The following is a 20,526-nucleotide window of genomic DNA, read 5'->3' as shown; positions in this document are numbered from 1 at the left end:
GATCAATTGGCGATGGACAATAAACAAAGGACAAAATAACTCAGAACTTAAAAAACTCATTATTCATTACCCGTCTATTTTATTTTGATGATCCTTGCTTGTTGCTGAAACAAAAGAACAACTGTTGCAGCTCATTCAACTGTCGGGTTATCCCCTCCCGGAGGGGTTGGGGTGGGTTATCACGCTTTCTGTTTTTGGGATGCTCCAAATTATTTCGTTTGCGTTTAACTATTTCAATCACCCCGTTCTTTTCCTCAAACTCAAATATCCAGTTCTCAATCGTTCTTACTACGTTTTTCAAGTCGTGAACAACATCCAACGCATTAAACCGAAGAAATGAAACTCCATACATTTCTATTTCATCCTGTCGAACCGGATCCTTCAACAATATTTTTTCATGTTCATGAGTTATCCCATCCACTTCAATTACCAGCATTAGGTCTTTACAATAAAAATCAACAATATAATTCAGCATGGGCTTTTGCCTGTCAAAATCATAACCCATCATACTGCCGTTTCTTAATTCCATCCACAACTTCACTTCTGAGTATGTCATGCTTTGCCGGAGGCGTTTTGCATACTCTAATGCTTGTTGTGTGTATGGAATGATTGTGCGTTTCATTTTACCCACCCCAGTCAGTTATTGTTTATGTGCTGGTCACTGCCACCCCTCCATGGAGGGGATAAGCACTCCACCGACTCACCTCCCACCACTAACTACTCACTTCTTCTTTTTCTTTACCGCTTCTTTCTTCTTTGGATAACTGCCTTCAAAGAAACAAGTGATATCACGATAGAGCCCGCAGTTTTGTTCGGAGATACGTACTGATGATGTAGTAAAATCAAATGTAATAGTACAATCGCTGCTGCCATCACGAAACACGCCTTTGGTTTTACTCACCCATTCGCCTGTACCTTTTACTTCGCCCACACAATCGCCATTCTGTTTGCTGAAATGAATAAAGAATTCAAATGTTTTATCAGTAGCACCATCACGAATAGAAACAAGATTCTTTTTATCAGTTGTATAATCAGCTGCATATTTCTGTTTGCGTGATAAACTGTCAATAGGATTTCCCATGATGAGATCGCTCAAATCTTCTGTGCTGTTGGTCATGGCAATGATGAACTTTCCGGTTTCATCCATGAAGTAGATGGTTTCATTCGTCCACAATTCACCCGTAGGTGTTTTGCGTTCCTGGATGAAGGTGATGGTATGTTTGCTATCGATCTTACAATAACTGGTAGCTTTCCCTTTCGGCATCAATGCACCAATATTCAGTGAACCGAGGTATTGCGATTTATTGTTGAAGTAAAGTAACTGTGCTCCACGCTCTTTCCCGATGACTGATTTTATCAACACATAATTGCCTTTTTCACCGTCAACAGATTTTCCAACAAGGTATAACTTCAGATTTTTTGTTTTAGGATAAAGCTTGGAATAAACAGTATCAGGCAAGAATGTCTTGAACGTCTCCTGGTTGATGAGAACAGAATCTTTTTCTTTCGCATTCAGCAAACTGTCGTTTACCAAAATGGGATAGCTCAATTGTTTCGCCAGCATAATAAAATCAGCTGTAGTAAGGTCTTCGTCCTTTATTTCCTTTGGCTTCTTGTTTTTGCATGCCGTGAGTATAAACAGGAAAAACAAGCAGGCGAATACAGAATACTTCATATCAGTAGTTATAAATCTAAAAATAGTGGTTTTGCAACAAGGAACAAGGCACAAGACACAAGGGACAAGAAAAATCCAAAACCAAAATCCCAAATTACAAAATCCTAATTCCCAATTCCTAAACCTTGCATCAGAAATTATTTTAACCTGTCTCAAGAAAATAATTTAGTTTCGCCTAAATTTTAATTTCATAGCTAATGAACTTTTCGACAGCCGAGGAGAATTACATTAAAGCCATCTGGCGCCTGCAACAATCCGATGCCAATGTAACCACTAATGAACTGGCGGCAGAATTGCAAACAAAACCGGCTTCTGTAACCGATATGCTGAAACGCCTGAGTGAAAAGAAACTTCTTCACTACGCACCTTATTATGGTGTTACCCTTACAGCCGATGGAAAAAAACTTGCGCTCAATATCATCCGTAAACACAGGCTGTGGGAGTTCTTTCTTGTAGAAAAATTACAATTCAACTGGGATGCGGTGCATGATATTGCCGAAGAACTGGAGCATGTGAGCAGTCCTGAACTCATTGAACGCCTTGATGCATTCCTGGGCTTCCCGAAAGCTGACCCTCACGGTGATCCCATTCCCGATAGTAAAGGCCGCATGGCTAGTATCAACAATATGAACCTGCAGCAATTACCGGAATCACAACCGGCGATTGTTACAGGCGTTGGCGATCAAAGCAGCAGTTTGTTGGAGCTGCTTCGTCAAAAAAACATAGGCATAGGAACTAAACTCGAAATAAAACAACGCCATGCATTTGATGGCTCAGTAGAGATCAAATTACGCAATCAGCCCTTGATCAATCTCAGCGAACAATTAGCTAAAAATATATTCGTAAAAACAATCTGATGATGGAATCGCTTGTAAATTTTTTCTCAGAGATACACCCGGTGTGGGCGGCCCTTATTGCTACCACTTTCACATGGTTGGTAACTGCCGCAGGTGCATCTCTCGTTTTCTTTTTCAAAACGCTGGATCGTGGTGTATTAGATCCAATGCTTGGCTTTACAGGAGGAGTAATGGTAGCCGCCAGCTTCTGGAGTCTGCTTAATCCAGCCATTGAAATTTCTGAAAAACTTTATCCCGGCTATAGCTGGATGCCTGCTGCTGTGGGTTTTTTACTCGGGGCACTTTTTATTTTTTTCCTCGACAAAGTAACACCCCATCTGCATCTCAATTTTGGTTTGTCAGAAACAGAAGGCATACGCACCAAACTACATAAAACAACATTACTTATTCTCGCCATTACTCTTCACAACATACCGGAAGGATTAGCTGTAGGTGTGTTGTTTGGAGCTGCTGCACTGGGCATGGAAGACACATCCATCACCGGTGCCATTGCGCTGGCCATTGGTATTGGTTTACAAAATTTCCCTGAGGGCCTGGCAGTATCGATGCCTTTACGGCGCCAAGGTGTTACACGCCTGCGCAGTTTTTGGTACGGACAATTATCTGCTATTGTTGAACCGGTAGCAGGTGTTATTGGAGCACTTGCAGTTATTTATATGCAGCCCGTGTTGCCATTCGCCTTGGCTTTTGCTGCAGGTGCTATGATCTTTGTTGTAGTTGAAGAAGTGATTCCTGAAACACAACGTGATAAATACACCGATCGTTCAACACTTGCTTTCATTGGCGGATTTTTAGTGATGATGATCCTGGATGTAGCGCTGGGATAGTTCCTGCAACAAAATCTAAACATTTACACTTATACAGTACTCCTTTTGGAGTATTGTTGCTCACAAAGAATGCGCTTATTTTTGAGCAATGCACTCACATTTATTAACCTTAATTCCGACAGGCTGTAAGGTAATAGTTGAGGCATATTTTTTTGTATCATTGCCAAGCTCAATCAAACCAAATTTCTCATGTTGTACCGAAAACTCGTACCTACTCTCCTGCTCGCTTTTTCAATTACATTACTGCAGGCACAATCAACAACAGGTTTACCCAAAGCTGTATTGATAAATAAAACAGGCAACAGTGTAAGCACAGCCTCTATTTCAGATTTCGACAACCCTGTTATTGTACTCACCTATTCGGAAGCATGGTGCACGCCCTGCGTACAACTTATTACCGATCTTGATAATAATTACAGCACGCTTGGCACAACATCAAACGTAAAAATAGTGGCGGTGAATGTTGATAAAAGTTTAACCTCAAGCGAAGTATTCTCCAAAGCAAACCGTTGGAAAAATGTGGAAGTATTATTCGACAAATCGCAGCAACTGATGCAGGCAATGTACACCACCAAAGCACCGGTGATCTTTTTTATGGATGACAACCAGCAGGTGATCTATACACATACCGCTTACACTCTCGATATAAAGAAAGCATACAAACTGGCCGGTCAAATCAAACGAAAAGAAATACAGGCAAAAAAAGTATTTTATGATAAAGACTGGTTTCCTGCTGCAGAAGCAGATGCATTGTATTACCGTCTTATTTCTAAGAAAGACGACAATAACTGGGTGGTTAACGACTATTATAAAAATGGCCGTTTGCAGATGAGCGGAGAAGCAACACTTCCCTTTCCGTTAGTACGCAGGGGAAAATACCAATACTACTACGAGGATGGCAAACTATCAAGCGAGTCGAACTACAGCGAAAATGTTTTGAATGGCCGCACACTGGGTTATTACAATACAGGCGAATTGCAGTATGAGTATACTTATGCTTACGGGAAACTTGAAGGTAAGTGGACAAAATATCATGCAAACGGAAAAACTGCCAATGTTGGCACGTATACAGGTGGTTTTGCAACAGGCATATTCTATCATTATTATGAATCAGGTAAAAAAAGAAAAGAAACAAACTGGGCAAACGGAAAAATGCACGGCAAATGCACAGGTTGGTACGAAAACGGCAAGCTTAAATTCGAAGCACTTTTTGAAAATGGTGAAATGAGCAGCACTGTTGATCCCAAATATTTTCATGAAAATGGCAAATCGGCTATTGAAACGAAAGTGACAGATGGCAACAAGACAGTGAAGTATATTGATGCCAAGGGCATACCGTTTTTAGAAATGCAGGAAACGGGAAATCTATTTGAGCTCACTCAATTCTACAGCAATGGAGAATTGTTAATGAAGGCAACAATGAAAGACGAGAGCACGGTTAACGGTAAATATATAGCCTGGTATGAAAACGGGCAGAAGAAGTTTGAAGCAACTTTTTTCAACAATGAACCAAGTGGCAAAGCGATGAGCTGGTACGAGAACGGTACCCCTAAAGAAAAACTTGATTACACGACCAATACAAAAGAGTACTTCGATAAACAGGGAAATAAAGTTGCTTCGATCCCTGATCCTGTGTTGAAAGTAGGAAAAGGAGAACGACTCAACACAAAACTCATTACCGATAATATTTATGCTATTGAAGACGCTATTAAGAATGAGGGAAAAGAATAGTTTTTCACATTCCTCTATATTTCTATAAATTTAAGGGCAGCAATCAGCTGCCTTTTTTTATACATCAACATCGCATAATTCTTACAAATGAAATCTACTAGCATGATTGGTCTGTTGACCGTTTCTCTTTTTTCTTTTTCCGTGTCAGTGGCACAACAAAAACCTTATGTAAGTACGCCACCTCCCACATCGCCTATGCCTATGAGACCAGAGATGACAGAGATTTGGGAACCCGAGGTAAAAGTAATTACGCCGGGGAAAAAAGCCGGGGAAGCATCATCAGATGCAATTGTTTTGTTTGACGGCAAAAATCTTGATCAATGGGTTAGCCAGCGGGATAAAACAAAAGCACCAGCATGGAAGATCATTAATAATGATTACTTTGAAGTAGTACCCGGCACCGGTGGCATTGAAACCAAACTTCCTTTTGGTGATTGCCAGTTACACATTGAATGGAGTGCACCCGACGAAGTAGAAGCTGGTGGACAAAACCGGGGCAACAGTGGTGTGTTTTTCCAAAACCGTTATGAATTGCAGATACTAGACTCCTATAACAATCGGACATATCGTAACGGACAGGCAGGAAGTATTTATAAAGATCATGCGCCGTTGGTGAATGTAATGCGCAGTCCTGCAGAATGGAATACCTACGATATCATTTATACAGCGCCACGTTTCAAAGCAAATGGCGACCTGGATGCTCCTGCAAGAATCACCGTGCTGCACAATGGTGTCCTTGTTCAGAACAATGTAACGATCACCGGACTTACTAATTATATTGGCTTACACAATTACCCCTCTGCGCATGGTGAAGATGTAATTGCTTTACAGGATCATAGCTGTAAAACACAATACCGCAATATCTGGATCAGGAGATTATAAAACAGACACAGCTATACCATTCCTTCTGTTTACATATAACTACCAGAAGGAATGGCGTAACTTAAAAACCTGGAACATATTCTTAACTCTCTTTTACATATGTTCATCTCTCTTCTTTGTAGCTTCTTCTTTTGATTCCTGGTCATTTTCTTCCACCACATCTTTAACACCATTCACAATTGAAGAGATGGGCCCTTTCATATTATCCTGTGGATCTGTTTTATGCAGTGTTTCAGGATCGGGTTTTATAGGAGGAGCTTTTTCATCTGCTTTTTTCTTTTTTATTTCTTTTTCTTGTGCCATAGTGTATGTTTTATACATACAGTATTTCAAATATGAGGCCAGTTGAGAGTTGTTACTAAAATACAAGCATATCATCAATGCCATTTTTTGTTAACCACCTGTATTTTAATGCCCTGTGAGGAAGGTAAGCAACCTGCTATTTCTGTTACCCAACACAAAGCTCAATAAAGGAAGTTTCAAAATCGTCGCTGATCTTTTGATGAACAACCCCATTGAAGTAAGTTATGCGGTTATTGATACTGCTTTGTGTGGAGTTTTTGACGGCTTTTACAAAATTAAACTTAAGATCATTTTGGCTGAGCATAAGCGTTACCTGCGGAGGTTTATACATTACATTTAGCACAACTTTTGTGGCGGAAGAATTGTTTAGCACAATGTCTAAATAATCCTGCAAAATTCTGAAAACAGATAACTTATCGTTCTGGCTGATTGTTTCAACAGCAAGGTCACAATACTCAAACCGAACATGAATGTTGTTTACTTTTTTTAACTCAACAATATATTCACGGGTACCATCAACCAAACCAATATCTGCAATAACAGCGGGATGCAGTTTAATACACAACATGGTTACCGCATTAATGGCATCGTTTGTAAGCGAGTAACTTTTAGAAAGCAATTCTTTGTCGCCGTTTTTTGCAATTCCTTCACCCAGGTACATTTTTGATGCTGCCAGCATTTGGTTTACACTGTCTCTTAACTCATACACAATATTCTGGTTAGCTGTTTCCTGTTTTTCAATAACAGAACGCAACTCCTGCTTCCTGTTGCTGGCTTCAAGTGAAAGAATGCGGCTATACAGTTTTTCCTGGTAATTGTAAATGAGAATAAAGTAATAAACGGTTAATGAAAAGGAAATAAAAAAAGAAAGATAAAATGTACGTTTCGCTTCAGTGATCTGTTCAGGCGGGTATTGAAAATTATCATCTGAAAAGATCAATGATACAAACAGGAAACAGATAGTAACAGCCGAAAAAATGATTACATACTGTTTTTTACGTTCCGTTCGAAACATATAAATGTAAGCCAGGATAAGAGGAAAATAATACAGGTAGGTTGCACTTTTAACACCCATGTGCAGCCCAATGAGCATGAATGCCACATTAAATGTTAATGCAGAAACCAGCTTTGCCCATAAGGTATATTTTCTGTAATGAAGCACCAACGAAAAAATCAGAAAACAAGCAGCAATACAAAGGACGTATACATCATAAAAATCACCGTAGCCTGATTGCACACTATCTGCAATGTTGATGCCTATGGCAAGAAGTGCGAGATAAATAAACCGGTTGAACCCGGTTAAAACGTTGTGCTTAACAACATCATCAAAGGATGAAGAGCTGTTCATACAAAAGGAGATTCAGGATATTGGGTAATAAAGTCAAGTTCGAATATATAGCAAAAACTATTGAACGCTCAGTTTTGATGGCATTCGTTTGCATATTTAGGGTTTTCTACTGAGGCCCTGTATCAACTATTCCTGTATCTGGTAAGCGGTATTGGTATATTTTAATCACAATGTATCTGATTGATATGGGTAGAGCCAATCCCGAACACTAAGAAATGTAAAGAAGAAATAATAGTTTTATTCCACAGCCAATTCTGACAGCTCAGTAACCGGTATTTTTGCTTTCAACGTAAACCCTTTGCCCGGAGAGGTTTGAATATTCAGTTCACCATCAAAATAATCTACCCTGTTTTTAATATTATTGAGACCAATACCACTCCCCTTTTCATCGAGGTTAGCACCTTTGCCATCATCACCTATCAACAGGATAAGTGATTCTGCATCCGGATAAATTTTTATGTACGCATTGCCAGCTTCGCTATGCTTCAGAATATTATTCAACTGTTCCTGCACAATTCTATAGATAGTTAGTTTTAGATCCCTTCCTACATGCTCTTCATCAAAATCATTGGCTGTAAAACTTATTTGCAGCGACGAACTTTGATGCACATCTTCAACAAGATCACGTATAATCTGGCACAAGCTGATGCTTTCAAGCGAAGGTGTAACGATCTGGTGCGATAAACGCCTGATCTCTTCAATGGCATTAACAAGATGATCCTTGCAACGCACAAGCAAGTCTTCCTGCTCAGTGGTTTGCTTCAGTGCCTTATCAAGGAAAAGTTTTGAAGCTGCCAGTATCTGGTTAATATTATCGTGCAGTTCAATACCAATTTCATTCCGTACTTTTTCCTGTGCCCTGATGCCTGTGCGTACCAGCAGTTTTTCCTGTATAATACGTTGCCTGGCCAATGCTGTTTCTGCTTCATACTTGTCCATGGCTGCTGTAACGGCATTGGGTAACCGCTGCATCCTGTCTTTTAAAATATAATCAGAGGCACCCTGTTTCATGATCTGCACCGCATAATCTTCTGAAACAGTTGAAGTGATAAGAATAAACGGAATGGTAGCATCAAACCTTTGCGAGATCTGTAATGCTTCCTGCGAATTAAACGATGGAAGTGAATGATCACTAAGAATAAGATCGGGTCTGCTATAGGCAAGCAATTCTTCAAACTGTTGCCGGTTTATAGCCCTGCTTATTACACAATTAATGCCTCCTTTTTTCAACACATACGCTACCAATTCTGCATCAGAATCAAGATCCTCAATGTGTGCAATGTGCAATACCTTTTTCATAATTGTATTTACAACTTGTTGACCGACTTATTCAACAACATCCAATACAACCCCAGTTCTCCAACCGCTTTTGCAAAATCTTCAAACCCAACCGGCTTTACCACATAGCTGTTTACACCAAGCTGGTAGCTTGAAAAAATATCGCTCTCTTCGTTTGAGGAGGTCATAATAACAACAGGAATAAACTTCGTGTGCTCACTGGCCTTGAGTTGACGCAGCACTTCAATACCATCAACCTTTGGCATTTTTATATCCAGCAATATAACCTTAGGTAATTTAGTAAGATCCCTTCCGGAATAAATACCTTTCCCGAAGAAATAATCAAGCGCTTCTGCTCCGTCTTTCAAATGCAGAATACTGTTTGCGATCTTAGCCCTATTAAGTGCCCTGATGGTTAACTCTGCATCAGCCATATTATCTTCTACCAGTAATATTTCCACTTCCTGTAACATAAATCATCGTTTTAAAAATTAATAATCACGAAAGGCTGAAAGCAAAAACTGCTCCGTTGCCAACACTTCCCTCGGCACGTATGGAACCATTTTGTCGTTCAACGATCCGTTTTACCAACGCAAGACCAATTCCTGTTCCTTCAAACTCATCGTTACCGTGAAGACGCTGAAAAACACCGAACAGTTTATCGCTGTATTGCATATCAAATCCCACACCATTATCTTTTATATAGTATTCTGTTTTCCCATTCAATTGAGTTGCACCTATTTCGATGAAAGGTTCCTGTTCAAGAGAAGAATATTTCATTGCATTATCAACCAGGTTTATCCAAACCTGCTTTATCAATTGCGGATCCGTTTTGCACGCCGGCAAATCATGCACTACAAAATGATAATTCTTTTCAGTATGTTGTGTTTTCACTTCAGCTATCACCTGTTCTACCATCTCCTGCATATTTACGTCCTGTATATCTGTTTCTTTCCGGTTGATGCGTGAAAAACCGATCAGATCATCGATCAGCTGGCCCATCATCCGGGCATTTGCTATAATGGTATCAGCAATACGTTTACCATCTTCGTTAAGCGAAGCAGCATGCCCTTCTTTCAGCATCGATGCATAACCACTTACAGCACGCAATGGCGCACGTAAATCGTGTGATACAGAATAAGAAAAAGCTTCCAGTTCTTTGTTCGCCTTTTCCAGTTGTTCTGTACGTTTAGCCACGTTCGCTTCCAGGTTTTTCTGTGTGTCGTTCACTTCCTTTGACATGACGTTGAACGCATGCGACAGTACACCTAATTCGTCTGCACGTTTTAATTCAACTGTTTGTGAAAAATCGCCTTTGGCAATACGGCGTGCAGCAACCGCCAGCTTTTCAAGTGGCCTTGTAATAGTGCGGCTAAGCAACCACGTTAGTACAATGCCAATTAGCAACAACAGCACAGCACTACTGATGGCGATGCGTAAAAACTCTTTCGCCGGCTGCAACACTTTTCGTTGAGGCATAGCAACCATCACTTTCCATTTTGTATTGCGCACCAGCGATTGTGCTCCCATAAAATCTTCACCCGTTCTGGCATAAGTAATAAGAGCACTGTCTGTTTCAATTGTTGCCGGCAATCCTTTTACCACAGTACGCAAATCACTCCACAAACTACCATCGGCATTACCAACATATAAAGCCACTTCATTCCCCAGTAATTGCGTTACTCGTTCAATATTTGCTTTTGAGTTATACATTTTTCGCCAGCGTAAAAGATAACCTATGATTTTACCTTCATGCACAACAGCCCCACACAACGCATAATAAAACGCTTCGCCTTTTATGTATAACCTGCTTACAAGGCCGGTATCGCCTGCAGTGGGATAACCGGGAATGATGGAAGATAATTTCAACGAGTCGTGCACGTTGCCCGGATCTACTGCCACTACCTGTTGCCGCTGTGCATCAAGCAACTCAACATTAATCCATGTGGTATCAGGTTTTAATTTACGTAACAACAGATCCACTGCAACAGCAGAATCTCTGCCACCGGTAAGAAGAAACGATTTTACAGCAGGGCTTGCAGCCGCTGTTCTTGTTGCATTAATAACAGGTGTGGCCGATTGTGCATACATGCCTGCAAGTTGTTGCGAAAGAATAAGTAAACGTTCTTTTGCAGCGCTTGTTGCTGTTTTGCTGATACCGAGATACGATAGCCAGCCAAAGGCCAGCATCATAACAAGTAATAAAATAAAAATGAGGAAAGGCAATTTCCGTTGAATAGATTGCCGTTTCAGCAATGGAAGTGTTGCAGCATATGTAGGATCGATGGTTTTCATTAGTCGAAGCAAGTTGGTTGTAAGAAATAACAAGTTAGCTTTATGAACGCAAAAAACACATAGCGGTTATTACTTGAAATAAACAAGTGGAAACACCTATACTGTTTAACTGATTAATTGTAATTAAGCATTGTTCTGTTGCTGTAAGCAACTTCTTTTAACTTAATGCTGATGTGTTTCTTAAATCATAAACTGCTGTAAGCTACATAATATTGTATACACACACGCATTAAGAAATGGTACAGACAACGGCAGTGTAATGCCTGGGGCATTTTTTCCCCACCTGCCCCGAACGATTTATTTATCATCAAGACGCACCAGCACATAAGAAAAGAAAGAAGAACTTCTGCACGTCCACACTATTCAATAAGAATCATGCAAAAGCACATGCGCATATATTGTGCGATAAGAAAACAACTTCTTTTCTGGCACAGTTTTCCTACAGTATAAGCGGGTACGCAATTTATAACACCTAAAAATGATTGTATGGACAAGTTAGAATTAAAAGGAAAATGGAATGAGTGGAAAGGCAAACTAAAACAGCAATATGCTGAGTTAACTGATGATGATCTTACTTACGAAGATGGAAAAGAAGATGAGATGTGGGGAAAAATTCAAACAAAAACCGGCAAGGCCAAAGATGATTTAGTGAAGTGGTTAAAAGATCTTGGTTAACATTGAGCCTCAACTATTTTAATAAGCGGATTCTGTAAAAAGAATCCGTTTTTTTTGTGCATTTATCTTCGGCTTTTGCCCAGATGATTGTCTGAACCATGATTTGTAGGATTCAAAAGAAGTATAAGACAGGTAAGTACTGATTAACGAATCTTTTGTGCGCTGTTTCGTCATTGCAAAGTATGAAGCAATCTATTCCTTTGATTATTTTTTTGCTACTATAGTTTTGCAAATCCTTTCCGTAAAGCTTCCAGGCAAAGCCCAACCCTGCTTTGCACATGAAACTTCTGAAACAATGCTTCACGGTAACCATCAATGGTACGTTCGCTTAAATTCATTTCAGCCGCTACCTGTTTGTACGTGAGTTCGCTGCAGGCATAACTTAAAAACTGTTTTTCTTTTTCGGTTAACACAATGGTTGGAGGCTCATTTGACTTTAATAAAAGTCTGCGGAAATTGATATTGCTTGCATCTGCATTGTAATAACCTTTTGCTGCTACTTCCTGCAATGCTTTTTCTAGTTCATTTGGGTGCGTATCTTTTAGCAGGTAAGCACAGCAACCGGCTTTTATCATATCAATGATGGCTGTATCAGTATCGTTCATAGAAAGTGCAATCAGCTTCATAGCCGGATATTGCTCGCTCAGCCATTTGCTGGTGGCAATACCATCCATTACCGGCATGTTTACATCAATCAGCATTAAATCAGGGATTGTACCACTGGTTTTCATTTTAGTTTTTAAATCCTCTCCATTGAGCGCCTCAATAACCACATCATACACTTTAAAACTTTCCAGCATCAGCCGGAGTGATTTTAAAAATAATTGATGATCATCCACTAATCCAATCGTAAGTTTCATGCGTTATTTGTGTTTACAGGTAAACGGATGGCAACAGTAGTTCCTGCATCCTTAATAGAATTAAATTGAATGGTTCCCTGCAGCAATTGCACACGGTGTTGCATATTGGCAAGCCCCATACTTTTCGCAACAGCATTTACATCAAAACCTCTGCCGTCGTCACTAACCGTAATACGATAGTTGTTCTCTTCCGGCTCAACAGCAATACGCATATGTGTGGGTGCTGCATGTTTCACTGCATTTTGTATTGCCTCCTGCACAATACGGAACAGGATGATCTGTTCATCACTGCGCAGCGGTAATTCAACGGTTTGCAAATAATCAACCTCAATAGTTTTACCGGCGTTGATACGCTCGATCAAGGTTTGAATATTTTCTGAAAAACTGAAACGCTCCAGCCACTCCTTATCCAGCGATTTTGCCAATGAACGGATTTCATTGATTGCCTGACCAAGTGTGGCATTTGCCGTTAACAAGGTATCAGGAGGGTTTTGCAATTCCCGTTCGGTTAAACCAATGAGCATACGGGAAGTGCTTAACAACTGCCCTACATTATCGTGCAGTTCTTTCCCTATTTGCTGAAAAACCTGCTCTTGTATTTCGAAACGGGTTTTCATTAATGATTCTTCAAATGATTTATGCAATGCTGCCGTATCTCCCTGATGTTTTCTTTTTTTCCTTTGGTATAGAAACAAAAAGTTTATAACATACCCTATCATTAATAGAAAAAGGATAATTCCTGCTGTAAATATGATAATTATTTCCTTTTCGGCTTGAGGTTGCATACAAATGCAATTATGTACAAACAATATTGAATAGTCGCAAAAAAATAAACAAATAAATTTATTAACTCGCCATAATTATCAATGTTTTTATAAAGTATATAATTAATGGACCCCATATAAAATATACTGGTAGTATAATATAGAATGTTGGCTATTGATATCCAGAAAAATGGTTGATACCTGAGCGGTGTCCATCTTTCTTCGTGAAACAACTGTTTTAAGTATTGAATAGAAACAAAAAACATCAGGAAACAACCAAGAATATATGTATATGTATGAAACTCTGTAAATTTTTGAAACAATAAAAAATTAAACACTACAACTGCAGGAAATAAAAAAGCACTGATTAGTGTAAAAAATTTTGAGCGTTCATTTACAAGAATACGGGAGTATAAAAAAACAAGTAATGCTATTTGCAGCGTAGTAAAAATATTATAAATCCAATGGTTACTTGTTTTAAAAAAGTAAGAATAATAAAATGCGGCGTTCTCAAATATTAAGTTAAAAGCAACTAAATACCCGAAAAAATTAAGATTTTCATTTTCTATCTTCTTTCTTGTTAATAACCATACCAGAAATGTAAGGGCTATTGAATACAAATAAAAAGGATACTTCATCTAAGAAATTAGAGTGCTGAAGCAGCATGCTGCCTCAGCACCGTTTTTTTAGTAATTGATAATATTTCCGCCACAAGGGTCTTTAGGTGGGGGGCAAATAGCACCTTCACGATCACCATCCATTGCCGTAGTCATTATATTCTGAAGAACAACAACCCAGTTGTCATTCCCAAGTAAATCGTTATTGGATGTGCCGGATTTCTTAGTTGGTACCAGCACTAAATTATGTACACCTTGCTCATAGCCTTTATTAGTATCTCCTATAATACCAAAATACATTCTTACGCCGTTTGCGTCTGGGTTGTTATTGAAAAACTCAAAGATCTTTGCTTTACTTATCCATACAGCCCTTGAATCATCAGTTACATGTTCTGTAATATGCTTATACCGTTCCTCTTTGTAACGATCTACCATATGTTGAATTTCGTCTGTACTAATGGGCTCCCCAGGTGAAGGAGTTGTAAACAAGTCAATTTTTTTAGGCATAAAAATGGTTTAAATGTGAATAATCTTCAAAATAGATAAAACAAGTTGAAACATCAAACGGGAAAATTCCCGTATCCGCTTTCATCTTCTACCCTTTTCGTCTTTCTTACATTTATCCATCTTTGCTTTCACTACCCAACATTGTAAACACATCCGGCCGTTGCTGATCTTTTTGCATCACCCATGAAGTTCACTTTAGCTGCCCCTTTTCCAAAAGGGGCTTTTCCATTAAGACGGGACCACAGACGATAGACGACGGACATCCAGTGGTTCATTATGAATGGTTCATGCAGGGCACTCATTATTCATTATTCATTATTCATCTTTCCTCCTTACTTTCGGCAGTAATCTTTTCTTAAACTATGGCCAAAGCAAAAAAGACCGATCAACAGGAACCCATCGAAAAACAACTCTGGAAAGCTGCCGATAAACTCCGCAAGAATATTGATGCAGCCGAATACAAACACATTGCACTCGGTCTTATCTTTTTAAAATACATCAGCGATTCGTTTGAAGAAATGTTTGAGAAGCTCGCTGCAGGCAAAGGCGATTATGCAGGTGCCGATCCCGAAGACCGTGATGAATACCGTGCAGAAAATGTATTCTTTGTTCCACCTTCTGCACGCTGGAAATATTTGCAAAGCCGTGCAAAGCTTCCTGAAATTGGAAAAGATGTAGATGAAGCAATGGATGCCATTGAACGTGACAATCCATCGCTCAAAGGCGTGTTACCAAAAGTTTATGCAAGACAAAACTTAGATCCTGCGAGCCTCGGCGGACTCATTGATCTTGTAAGCAATATTGCATTGGGCGATGCAAAGAGCAGAAGTGCCGATGTGCTTGGTCATGTGTTTGAATATTTCCTTGGTGAGTTTGCATTAGCCGAAGGAAAAAAAGGCGGGCAGTTCTATACCCCACGCAGTGTGGTGGAACTGTTGGTGGAAATGCTGGAACCTTACAAAGGCCGTGTGTTCGATCCCTGTTGCGGCAGTGGTGGAATGTTTGTGCAGAGTGAAAAGTTTGTGTTGCAACGCCAGGGCAAGCTCAACGATATTTCTATTTACGGACAAGAGAGCAACCAAACCACCTGGCGATTGGCCAAGATGAACCTTGCCATACGTGGTATAGACAGCAGCCAGGTAAAATGGAACAGCGAAGGCAGTTTTTTAAACGATGCACATAAAGATGTAAAGGCCGATTTTATTATTGCCAACCCGCCCTTTAATGTAAGCGACTGGAGTGGCGAACTGTTGCGCAACGATGCACGCTGGCAATACGGTGTGCCACCTGCTGGCAATGCCAACTTTGGATGGCTGCAACATTTTATTTATCACCTTGCACCTAACGGACATGCAGGTGTGGTATTGGCCAAAGGCTCCCTTACTTCTAAAACAAGTGGCGAAGGCGATATACGAAAAGCATTGGTGGAAGCAGGCTTGATTGAATGTATTGTAAACCTTCCTGCCAAACTGTTTTTAAATACACAGATACCGGCCTGATTATGGTTTATGAAACGTACGCCGGCAACCGGAAAAAGAAAGAAAGAAATTCTTTTCATTGATGCACGCAAACTCGGCCACTTAATTAACCGCCGCACATTAGAATTTACTACTGAAGACATCAAGCAAATTGCAGATACCTATCATGCCTGGCGCTCTGTCACCCCGAGGAACGAGGGGCCTGCTACATACAGTGATATCCCCGGCTTCTGCGCCTCCGCCCCCATTGAAAAAGTAAAAGAACTCGATTATGTATTAACCCCCGGCCGTTATGTGGGCCTGCCCGATGATGATGAAGAGTTTGATTTTACCGAACGGTTCAGCAAACTGCAAACCGAACTGGAAGCACAACTGAAAGAGGAAGAACAGTTGAATAAATTGATAATGGCGAATTTGAAAAAGATAAAATTGGAAATTGAATTCTAATGAGTGATCTGAAAGAATTTTTTATAACAGATTTTGCAGACATATTAAATGCGCAAAGAATTCCTTTAAGCTCAATGGAACGATCTAAGAGAAAAGGAATTTATCCATATTATGGTGCTTCTGGTATTATTGACAGCGTGGATGGTTATCTTTTTGAAGGTGAACATTTACTTGTGTCGGAAGATGGAGAAAATTTGAAGTCAAGACAAACTCCAATTGCCTTTTTAGCGAACGGGAAATTTTGGGTGAATAATCACGCACACATACTAAAAGGGAAAAAAGAATTTCATAACAGGCTACTATGTTATTATTTGGAGAGTCTTGATTTGCATCCATTTTTGACGGGTGCAGTTCAACCAAAACTAAACAAAGCCTCATTAACATCGATTCCTATTTTTTTACCTGAAAACGAAGATGAACAAAGAAACATCGTCTGCATCCTCAGCAGTTTAGATGATAAGATTGATTTGCTGCAACGCCAGAACGCCACACTGGAAGCCATGGCCGAAACATTGTTCAGGCAGTGGTTTGTGGAAGAGGCGAAGGAGGAATCAAGCACTCAATTACTTTTAGGCGATTTAATTGAAAGTGTTTCCATCACACATAAATTAAAATCAAACGAAATTATTTTTTTAAATACATCTGACATCTATTTAGGTGAAGTCTTAGTACACGAGTACTCCACTGTAAAGAATTTACCTGGGCAAGCTAAAAAGTCAATTCAAAAAGACGATATTTTGTTCAGTGAAATAAGACCGGCAAATGGAAGGTGGGCTTATATTGATTTTGATGCCGATGACTATGTTGTTTCAACAAAACTTATGGTATTGCGATCTAAAAAAAGAATAAGTCAGGCCTTTGTTTATTTCTACTTAATAAACAAGCAAACAGTCGAGTGGTTACAAATGTTGGCAGAATCAAGATCTGGAACATTTCCTCAAATCACTTTTGAACAACTCAGAGATTTAAAGATCAATGTTCCTTCAACGGAAAAACTTACAGAAGTTTCAGTGTTTTGTGAAGAGGCCATTCAAAAAATAAAAAGCAATAACAAACAAATCCGCACCCTCACCACCCTTCGTGATGTGTTGTTACCGAAGCTGATGAGTGGGGAGGTAAGGGTGGTTGTCTGAACCGGGATTTATAGGATGATGGGATGGGCAGGATGGTTTCACGGGTGTGAATACGGGGAAAATACGGGGTAACGCATAAGCGGTGAGTATCTATTTTGGTTGAAAATTCTGCTTATGTTATTCAAACGTATTTTAGCAACAACATTATTACTCCTTACTTTACAGTTAAGTTTATTCAGCCAAACCGATTCTTCTTTCCGTAAATCAGATTCTGTTTACAAGGCAAAAATCTTCAAGTTTAATAACTCCTTGCAAATTCATTCAAACCTGTTACGTGCACAGGATGAGGTGGACCGGCTGAGTGATGCCGCTTCAGGTAAAGGCAGGCTGCTATCAAACAAAAACTATTCAGCATTCTTCGACAAATACTTCACCCTCTTAAGTTTCGAAAAAGAAGGGTTGCCCGATGGCAACTCTGCGTCGTTGAAAACAAGTTCAAATGATACAAAAATGAATTTGAACCTGTCGCATAAAAAAGCATACACCATTACAAATGTGGGTGCCGATTTGAATTTATCAAGTAATACCGGCTCTATCTTCAGTGGAGGAGACCTTACCGCCAACAGCACATATTATATAAAAGCAAGTTTTCTCAATTCGGGATTTAACAAACTTTGGTACGACTATGACAGAAGAAATGAAATGCTGATAAAGCGTAATTACCGTGTAAATGAGATAAGGCAGGAGTACAATGCAAATTTTGTCATTAAATACACGGCAATTGCATTGCAATTAAAAAATGCAGACAGTATAATTGCTGCTCTTTATGATAAAAAAATGGCTGGCAGCTTTTCGGAAGATGATAAAGTATTACTCATAAAAACAATAGAAGAAAAAGCAAAGTATAAGAAAGCATTGGCTGATGCAGGTTTAGAAGGAAATATAGAGGAAAAGATTGAGGCAGTAAAAACCCAACTGGATAAAGAAATCTACGAAATTGAATTAAGCTCAAATGCGTGGACAGCTTTTCGGATCGGCTGGTTTAGTGGAAGTGTATCATACACAAAAGACAAATACATAACATACGATAAAAACAGTCTTTTCGAAAAAAAAGTTGGAGAGCGTTTGTTCGACAAATGGTCGCTTAATGCAAGCTATAATTTTCTGTTTGAACGAAACAGTTGGTGGCAACAGAAAATTCATCCTCGTGGATTAAGATCAATTTATCTGAGTGCCAGTTGGACAGGTAGCAAAGACAACAACTTTTCGCAGATTAAGGAAACAGATTTCACAACCCGGCAAATTTTTATACGGAACACTATCGCATCAGGCGATTCAAGCTTAGAGGTTGTTTCAACGCAAAAAGTAAAAGACATAACCGGCAAAACCTTTCAAACAGAATGGAATAATAGCCTTGGTATCCAATCGACTTTAATATTTGGCAAATCTAATTTCTGGGGCGTAAACCTCAGCACAACCGGAACTTTCTCACGTTTCAGAGGACCACTATTTAACGGAAAGGCAGGCATCCTCTTTCGCTTTATTGACAGTAATGATGGCAAGTCGAAAGTAAACTTTGAAGTATTTATGCAGTTAAGGGATTGGGCCGATAATTTAAGAACAAATAAAACAACATGGGAACGCAAGGTGATTGGCATTAGTACCACCGTACCGTTTAACAGAGTATTCTTTAAATAAAATAAAAATTAAGTCATGGCATCAAAAAAGAAAGCAGCTCCTAAGAAAAAAGAGGCGCCAAAGAAAAAAGCAAAAAAAACTGCTACTAAAAAATCTCCAAAGAAAGCGGCAGCTAAGAAAAAAACAATAAAGCCTAAAAAGAAAGCGGCACTCAAGAAAAAAGCAGCATCGCCACGTTCAGTTAGAGGCACGTGTTCGGTAATTTGCCATGAATGCGGCCATGAAGTAAAAAGACTAAGTGAAGAAGCAGCCAATGCAGAACGACGTAAACATTCAGCCGATACTAGGCATAACGATATTTCAATAAACTGTTCGCAACAATAATTGCAGACTTTAAATGCTGAAGAAAAATAACAGTGTGTAAATACCAAACCGCTTTTTTATGGAACACATTCTTAAAACTTGGGGAAACACAGCAAGGTTCCTCTTAGTACTCGGGGTTGTACTGTTTTCTTTACTGTTTTTTTTAAGTAGAATAGCCGATCATACTGAGTTTAATATTGATTATTCAAACGACAAAACGCTCATTACTTTAATCGATAAGAAAAATGTAATAGCAAACTCTGTGCTGCCTGCCTGCGATTGCTGGTCGAATACAGGTATTGAAATAAGACCCGGTGAAGAATATGAAATTAAAGTAAGTGGTAAAATTCATGCAACTGCTGACAAAATGATAAAAGATGCAGAAGCAGACGCCTTACCAAGATTTGGTTGGATTGGTCCTGAAGGTGCAAATAACTTCAGAATCAGAGACGATAAAAGGTATAAGTATTCGGATAGTATAAGAAAGACACTTTTATTATCGCAAAAAGCAAAACTTGGTCAGGTTCTTTTTTATTTTCAAAAAGACAATAGTAACAAGCCAAATTGCGATATTGGTTTGAGCTTTTTTAATCCTGATACAGTAATTGTATATGACAGTGATAAAGGCATAAAAGGGAAAAATACAACAAACGAAACCTGGTATCTATGGGCAGTTGTAAATGATATGCTCATTAAAAACTTCCAGGAAAAATCTGACGAGTTAGCTTATTTAGGTAGCGCTGTTGGCGATACACTAAAACAAAAACAACTCGAATGGAAAAAGTTGTCAAAAGAAAATTATAACCGTATATGGTTTGATGACAATTTTGGCAACTTTGTTGTTGGAGCCAAGATTTTAAAACCCCAGCATATTCTTGATTTTTGGTAATCCTCTTCATCAAAAATTC

Annotated in this window: 19 protein-coding genes and 1 pseudogene; 10 read left to right on the top strand and 10 right to left on the bottom strand. The window is 39.2% G+C overall.

Features of this window, described 5'->3' with window-relative positions; all coding sequences use genetic code 11:
* Nucleotides 1-79: 79 nt before the first annotated feature.
* Both WG954_RS12215 and WG954_RS12210 read right to left on the bottom strand, forming a co-directional pair.
* Nucleotides 80-622 (bottom strand): endonuclease domain-containing protein, encoded by a 543-nt coding sequence (locus WG954_RS12215; protein WP_340436832.1) that lies wholly within the window; start codon nt 620-622, stop codon nt 80-82.
* 99 nt (nt 623-721) lie between these two features.
* Nucleotides 722-1,675 (bottom strand): hypothetical protein, encoded by a 954-nt coding sequence (locus tag WG954_RS12210; RefSeq protein WP_340436830.1) that lies wholly within the window; start codon nt 1,673-1,675, stop codon nt 722-724.
* A gap of 197 nt (nt 1,676-1,872) precedes the next feature.
* Here WG954_RS12210 and WG954_RS12205 point away from each other — a divergent pair, with 197 nt between their 5' ends.
* The 4 genes from WG954_RS12205 to WG954_RS12190 all read left to right on the top strand — a co-directional run bounded on the left by WG954_RS12205 (nt 1,873) and on the right by WG954_RS12190 (nt 5,972).
* Nucleotides 1,873-2,532 (top strand): metal-dependent transcriptional regulator, encoded by a 660-nt coding sequence (locus tag WG954_RS12205; RefSeq protein ID WP_340436828.1) that lies wholly within the window; start codon nt 1,873-1,875, stop codon nt 2,530-2,532.
* Nucleotides 2,532-3,359, top strand: a complete 828-nt coding sequence (locus tag WG954_RS12200; RefSeq protein ID WP_340436825.1) for a ZIP family metal transporter — start codon at nt 2,532-2,534, stop codon at nt 3,357-3,359. The genes WG954_RS12205 and WG954_RS12200 overlap by 1 nt, the downstream gene beginning before the upstream one ends.
* A 189-nt stretch (nt 3,360-3,548) precedes the next feature.
* Entirely contained in the window at nt 3,549-5,090 is a 1,542-nt protein-coding gene (locus tag WG954_RS12195) for a redoxin domain-containing protein (protein ID WP_340436824.1), read from the top strand.
* Nucleotides 5,091-5,177: 87 nt separating this feature from the next.
* Entirely contained in the window at nt 5,178-5,972 is a 795-nt protein-coding gene (locus WG954_RS12190; RefSeq protein WP_340436822.1) for a 3-keto-disaccharide hydrolase, read from the top strand.
* 93 nt (nt 5,973-6,065) lie between these two features.
* Here the strand turns inward: WG954_RS12190 and WG954_RS12185 are convergent, their stop codons facing one another.
* The 5 genes from WG954_RS12185 to WG954_RS12165 all read right to left on the bottom strand — a co-directional run bounded on the left by WG954_RS12185 (nt 6,066) and on the right by WG954_RS12165 (nt 11,196).
* Entirely contained in the window at nt 6,066-6,275 is a 210-nt protein-coding gene (locus WG954_RS12185) for a hypothetical protein (protein WP_340436821.1), read from the bottom strand.
* A 145-nt stretch (nt 6,276-6,420) separates the two neighbouring features.
* Entirely contained in the window at nt 6,421-7,623 is a 1,203-nt protein-coding gene (locus WG954_RS12180; RefSeq protein ID WP_340436820.1) for a sensor histidine kinase, read from the bottom strand.
* Between the two features lie 237 nt (nt 7,624-7,860).
* The gene (locus WG954_RS12175; protein ID WP_340436818.1) at nt 7,861-8,922 is read right to left on the bottom strand and encodes a hybrid sensor histidine kinase/response regulator; all 1,062 of its coding nucleotides are present in this window, start codon (nt 8,920-8,922) and stop codon (nt 7,861-7,863) included.
* Between the two features lie 8 nt (nt 8,923-8,930).
* Nucleotides 8,931-9,374 carry a response regulator gene (locus WG954_RS12170; protein ID WP_340436815.1) on the bottom strand — a complete coding sequence of 148 codons (444 nt, stop codon included), beginning with the start codon at nt 9,372-9,374 and terminating at the stop codon, nt 8,931-8,933.
* Nucleotides 9,375-9,399: 25 nt separating this feature from the next.
* Nucleotides 9,400-11,196, bottom strand: coding sequence for a sensor histidine kinase (locus tag WG954_RS12165; protein ID WP_340436813.1), 1,797 nt, complete (start codon nt 11,194-11,196; stop codon nt 9,400-9,402).
* A 486-nt stretch (nt 11,197-11,682) separates the two neighbouring features.
* Between WG954_RS12165 and WG954_RS12160 the strand changes: the two genes are divergently transcribed.
* Complete coding sequence (locus tag WG954_RS12160) at nt 11,683-11,871, top strand: CsbD family protein (protein ID WP_340436811.1); 189 nt, start codon at nt 11,683-11,685, stop codon at nt 11,869-11,871.
* Between the two features lie 218 nt (nt 11,872-12,089).
* Here the strand turns inward: WG954_RS12160 and WG954_RS12155 are convergent, their stop codons facing one another.
* From WG954_RS12155 to WG954_RS12145, 3 genes are all read right to left on the bottom strand, one after another.
* Nucleotides 12,090-12,731, bottom strand: coding sequence for a response regulator (locus WG954_RS12155; RefSeq protein ID WP_340436810.1), 642 nt, complete (start codon nt 12,729-12,731; stop codon nt 12,090-12,092).
* Complete coding sequence (locus tag WG954_RS12150; protein WP_340436808.1) at nt 12,728-13,348, bottom strand: sensor histidine kinase; 621 nt, start codon at nt 13,346-13,348, stop codon at nt 12,728-12,730. Before WG954_RS12150 ends, WG954_RS12155 begins: the two co-directional genes overlap by 4 nt.
* An 833-nt stretch (nt 13,349-14,181) precedes the next feature.
* Nucleotides 14,182-14,619 carry a hypothetical protein gene (locus WG954_RS12145; RefSeq protein WP_340436806.1) on the bottom strand — a complete coding sequence of 146 codons (438 nt, stop codon included), beginning with the start codon at nt 14,617-14,619 and terminating at the stop codon, nt 14,182-14,184.
* A 362-nt stretch (nt 14,620-14,981) separates the two neighbouring features.
* On the opposite strand from WG954_RS12145, the pseudogene WG954_RS12140 reads away from it, so the two are divergent.
* The 5 genes and pseudogenes from WG954_RS12140 (at nt 14,982) to WG954_RS12120 (ending at nt 20,507) form a co-directional block, all read left to right on the top strand.
* Nucleotides 14,982-16,544: pseudogene (locus WG954_RS12140) on the top strand (type I restriction-modification system subunit M).
* Entirely contained in the window at nt 16,544-17,677 is a 1,134-nt protein-coding gene (locus WG954_RS12135) for a restriction endonuclease subunit S (RefSeq protein ID WP_340436804.1), read from the top strand. Before WG954_RS12140 ends, WG954_RS12135 begins: the two are co-directional and overlap by 1 nt.
* 114 nt (nt 17,678-17,791) lie before the next feature.
* Nucleotides 17,792-19,315 carry a hypothetical protein gene (locus WG954_RS12130; RefSeq protein WP_340436802.1) on the top strand — a complete coding sequence of 508 codons (1,524 nt, stop codon included), beginning with the start codon at nt 17,792-17,794 and terminating at the stop codon, nt 19,313-19,315.
* A gap of 15 nt (nt 19,316-19,330) precedes the next feature.
* Complete coding sequence (locus WG954_RS12125; RefSeq protein ID WP_340436800.1) at nt 19,331-19,639, top strand: hypothetical protein; 309 nt, start codon at nt 19,331-19,333, stop codon at nt 19,637-19,639.
* Nucleotides 19,640-19,697: 58 nt separating this feature from the next.
* Entirely contained in the window at nt 19,698-20,507 is an 810-nt protein-coding gene (locus WG954_RS12120) for a hypothetical protein (protein WP_340436798.1), read from the top strand.
* The last annotated feature ends 19 nt before the right edge of the window (nt 20,508-20,526 follow it).

The sequence above is a fragment of the Lacibacter sp. H375 genome (assembly GCF_037892425.1).
In the GTDB taxonomy this organism is placed as follows: Bacteria; Bacteroidota; Bacteroidia; order Chitinophagales; family Chitinophagaceae; genus Lacibacter.
This window is presented reverse-complemented; position numbering and strand designations above follow the sequence as displayed.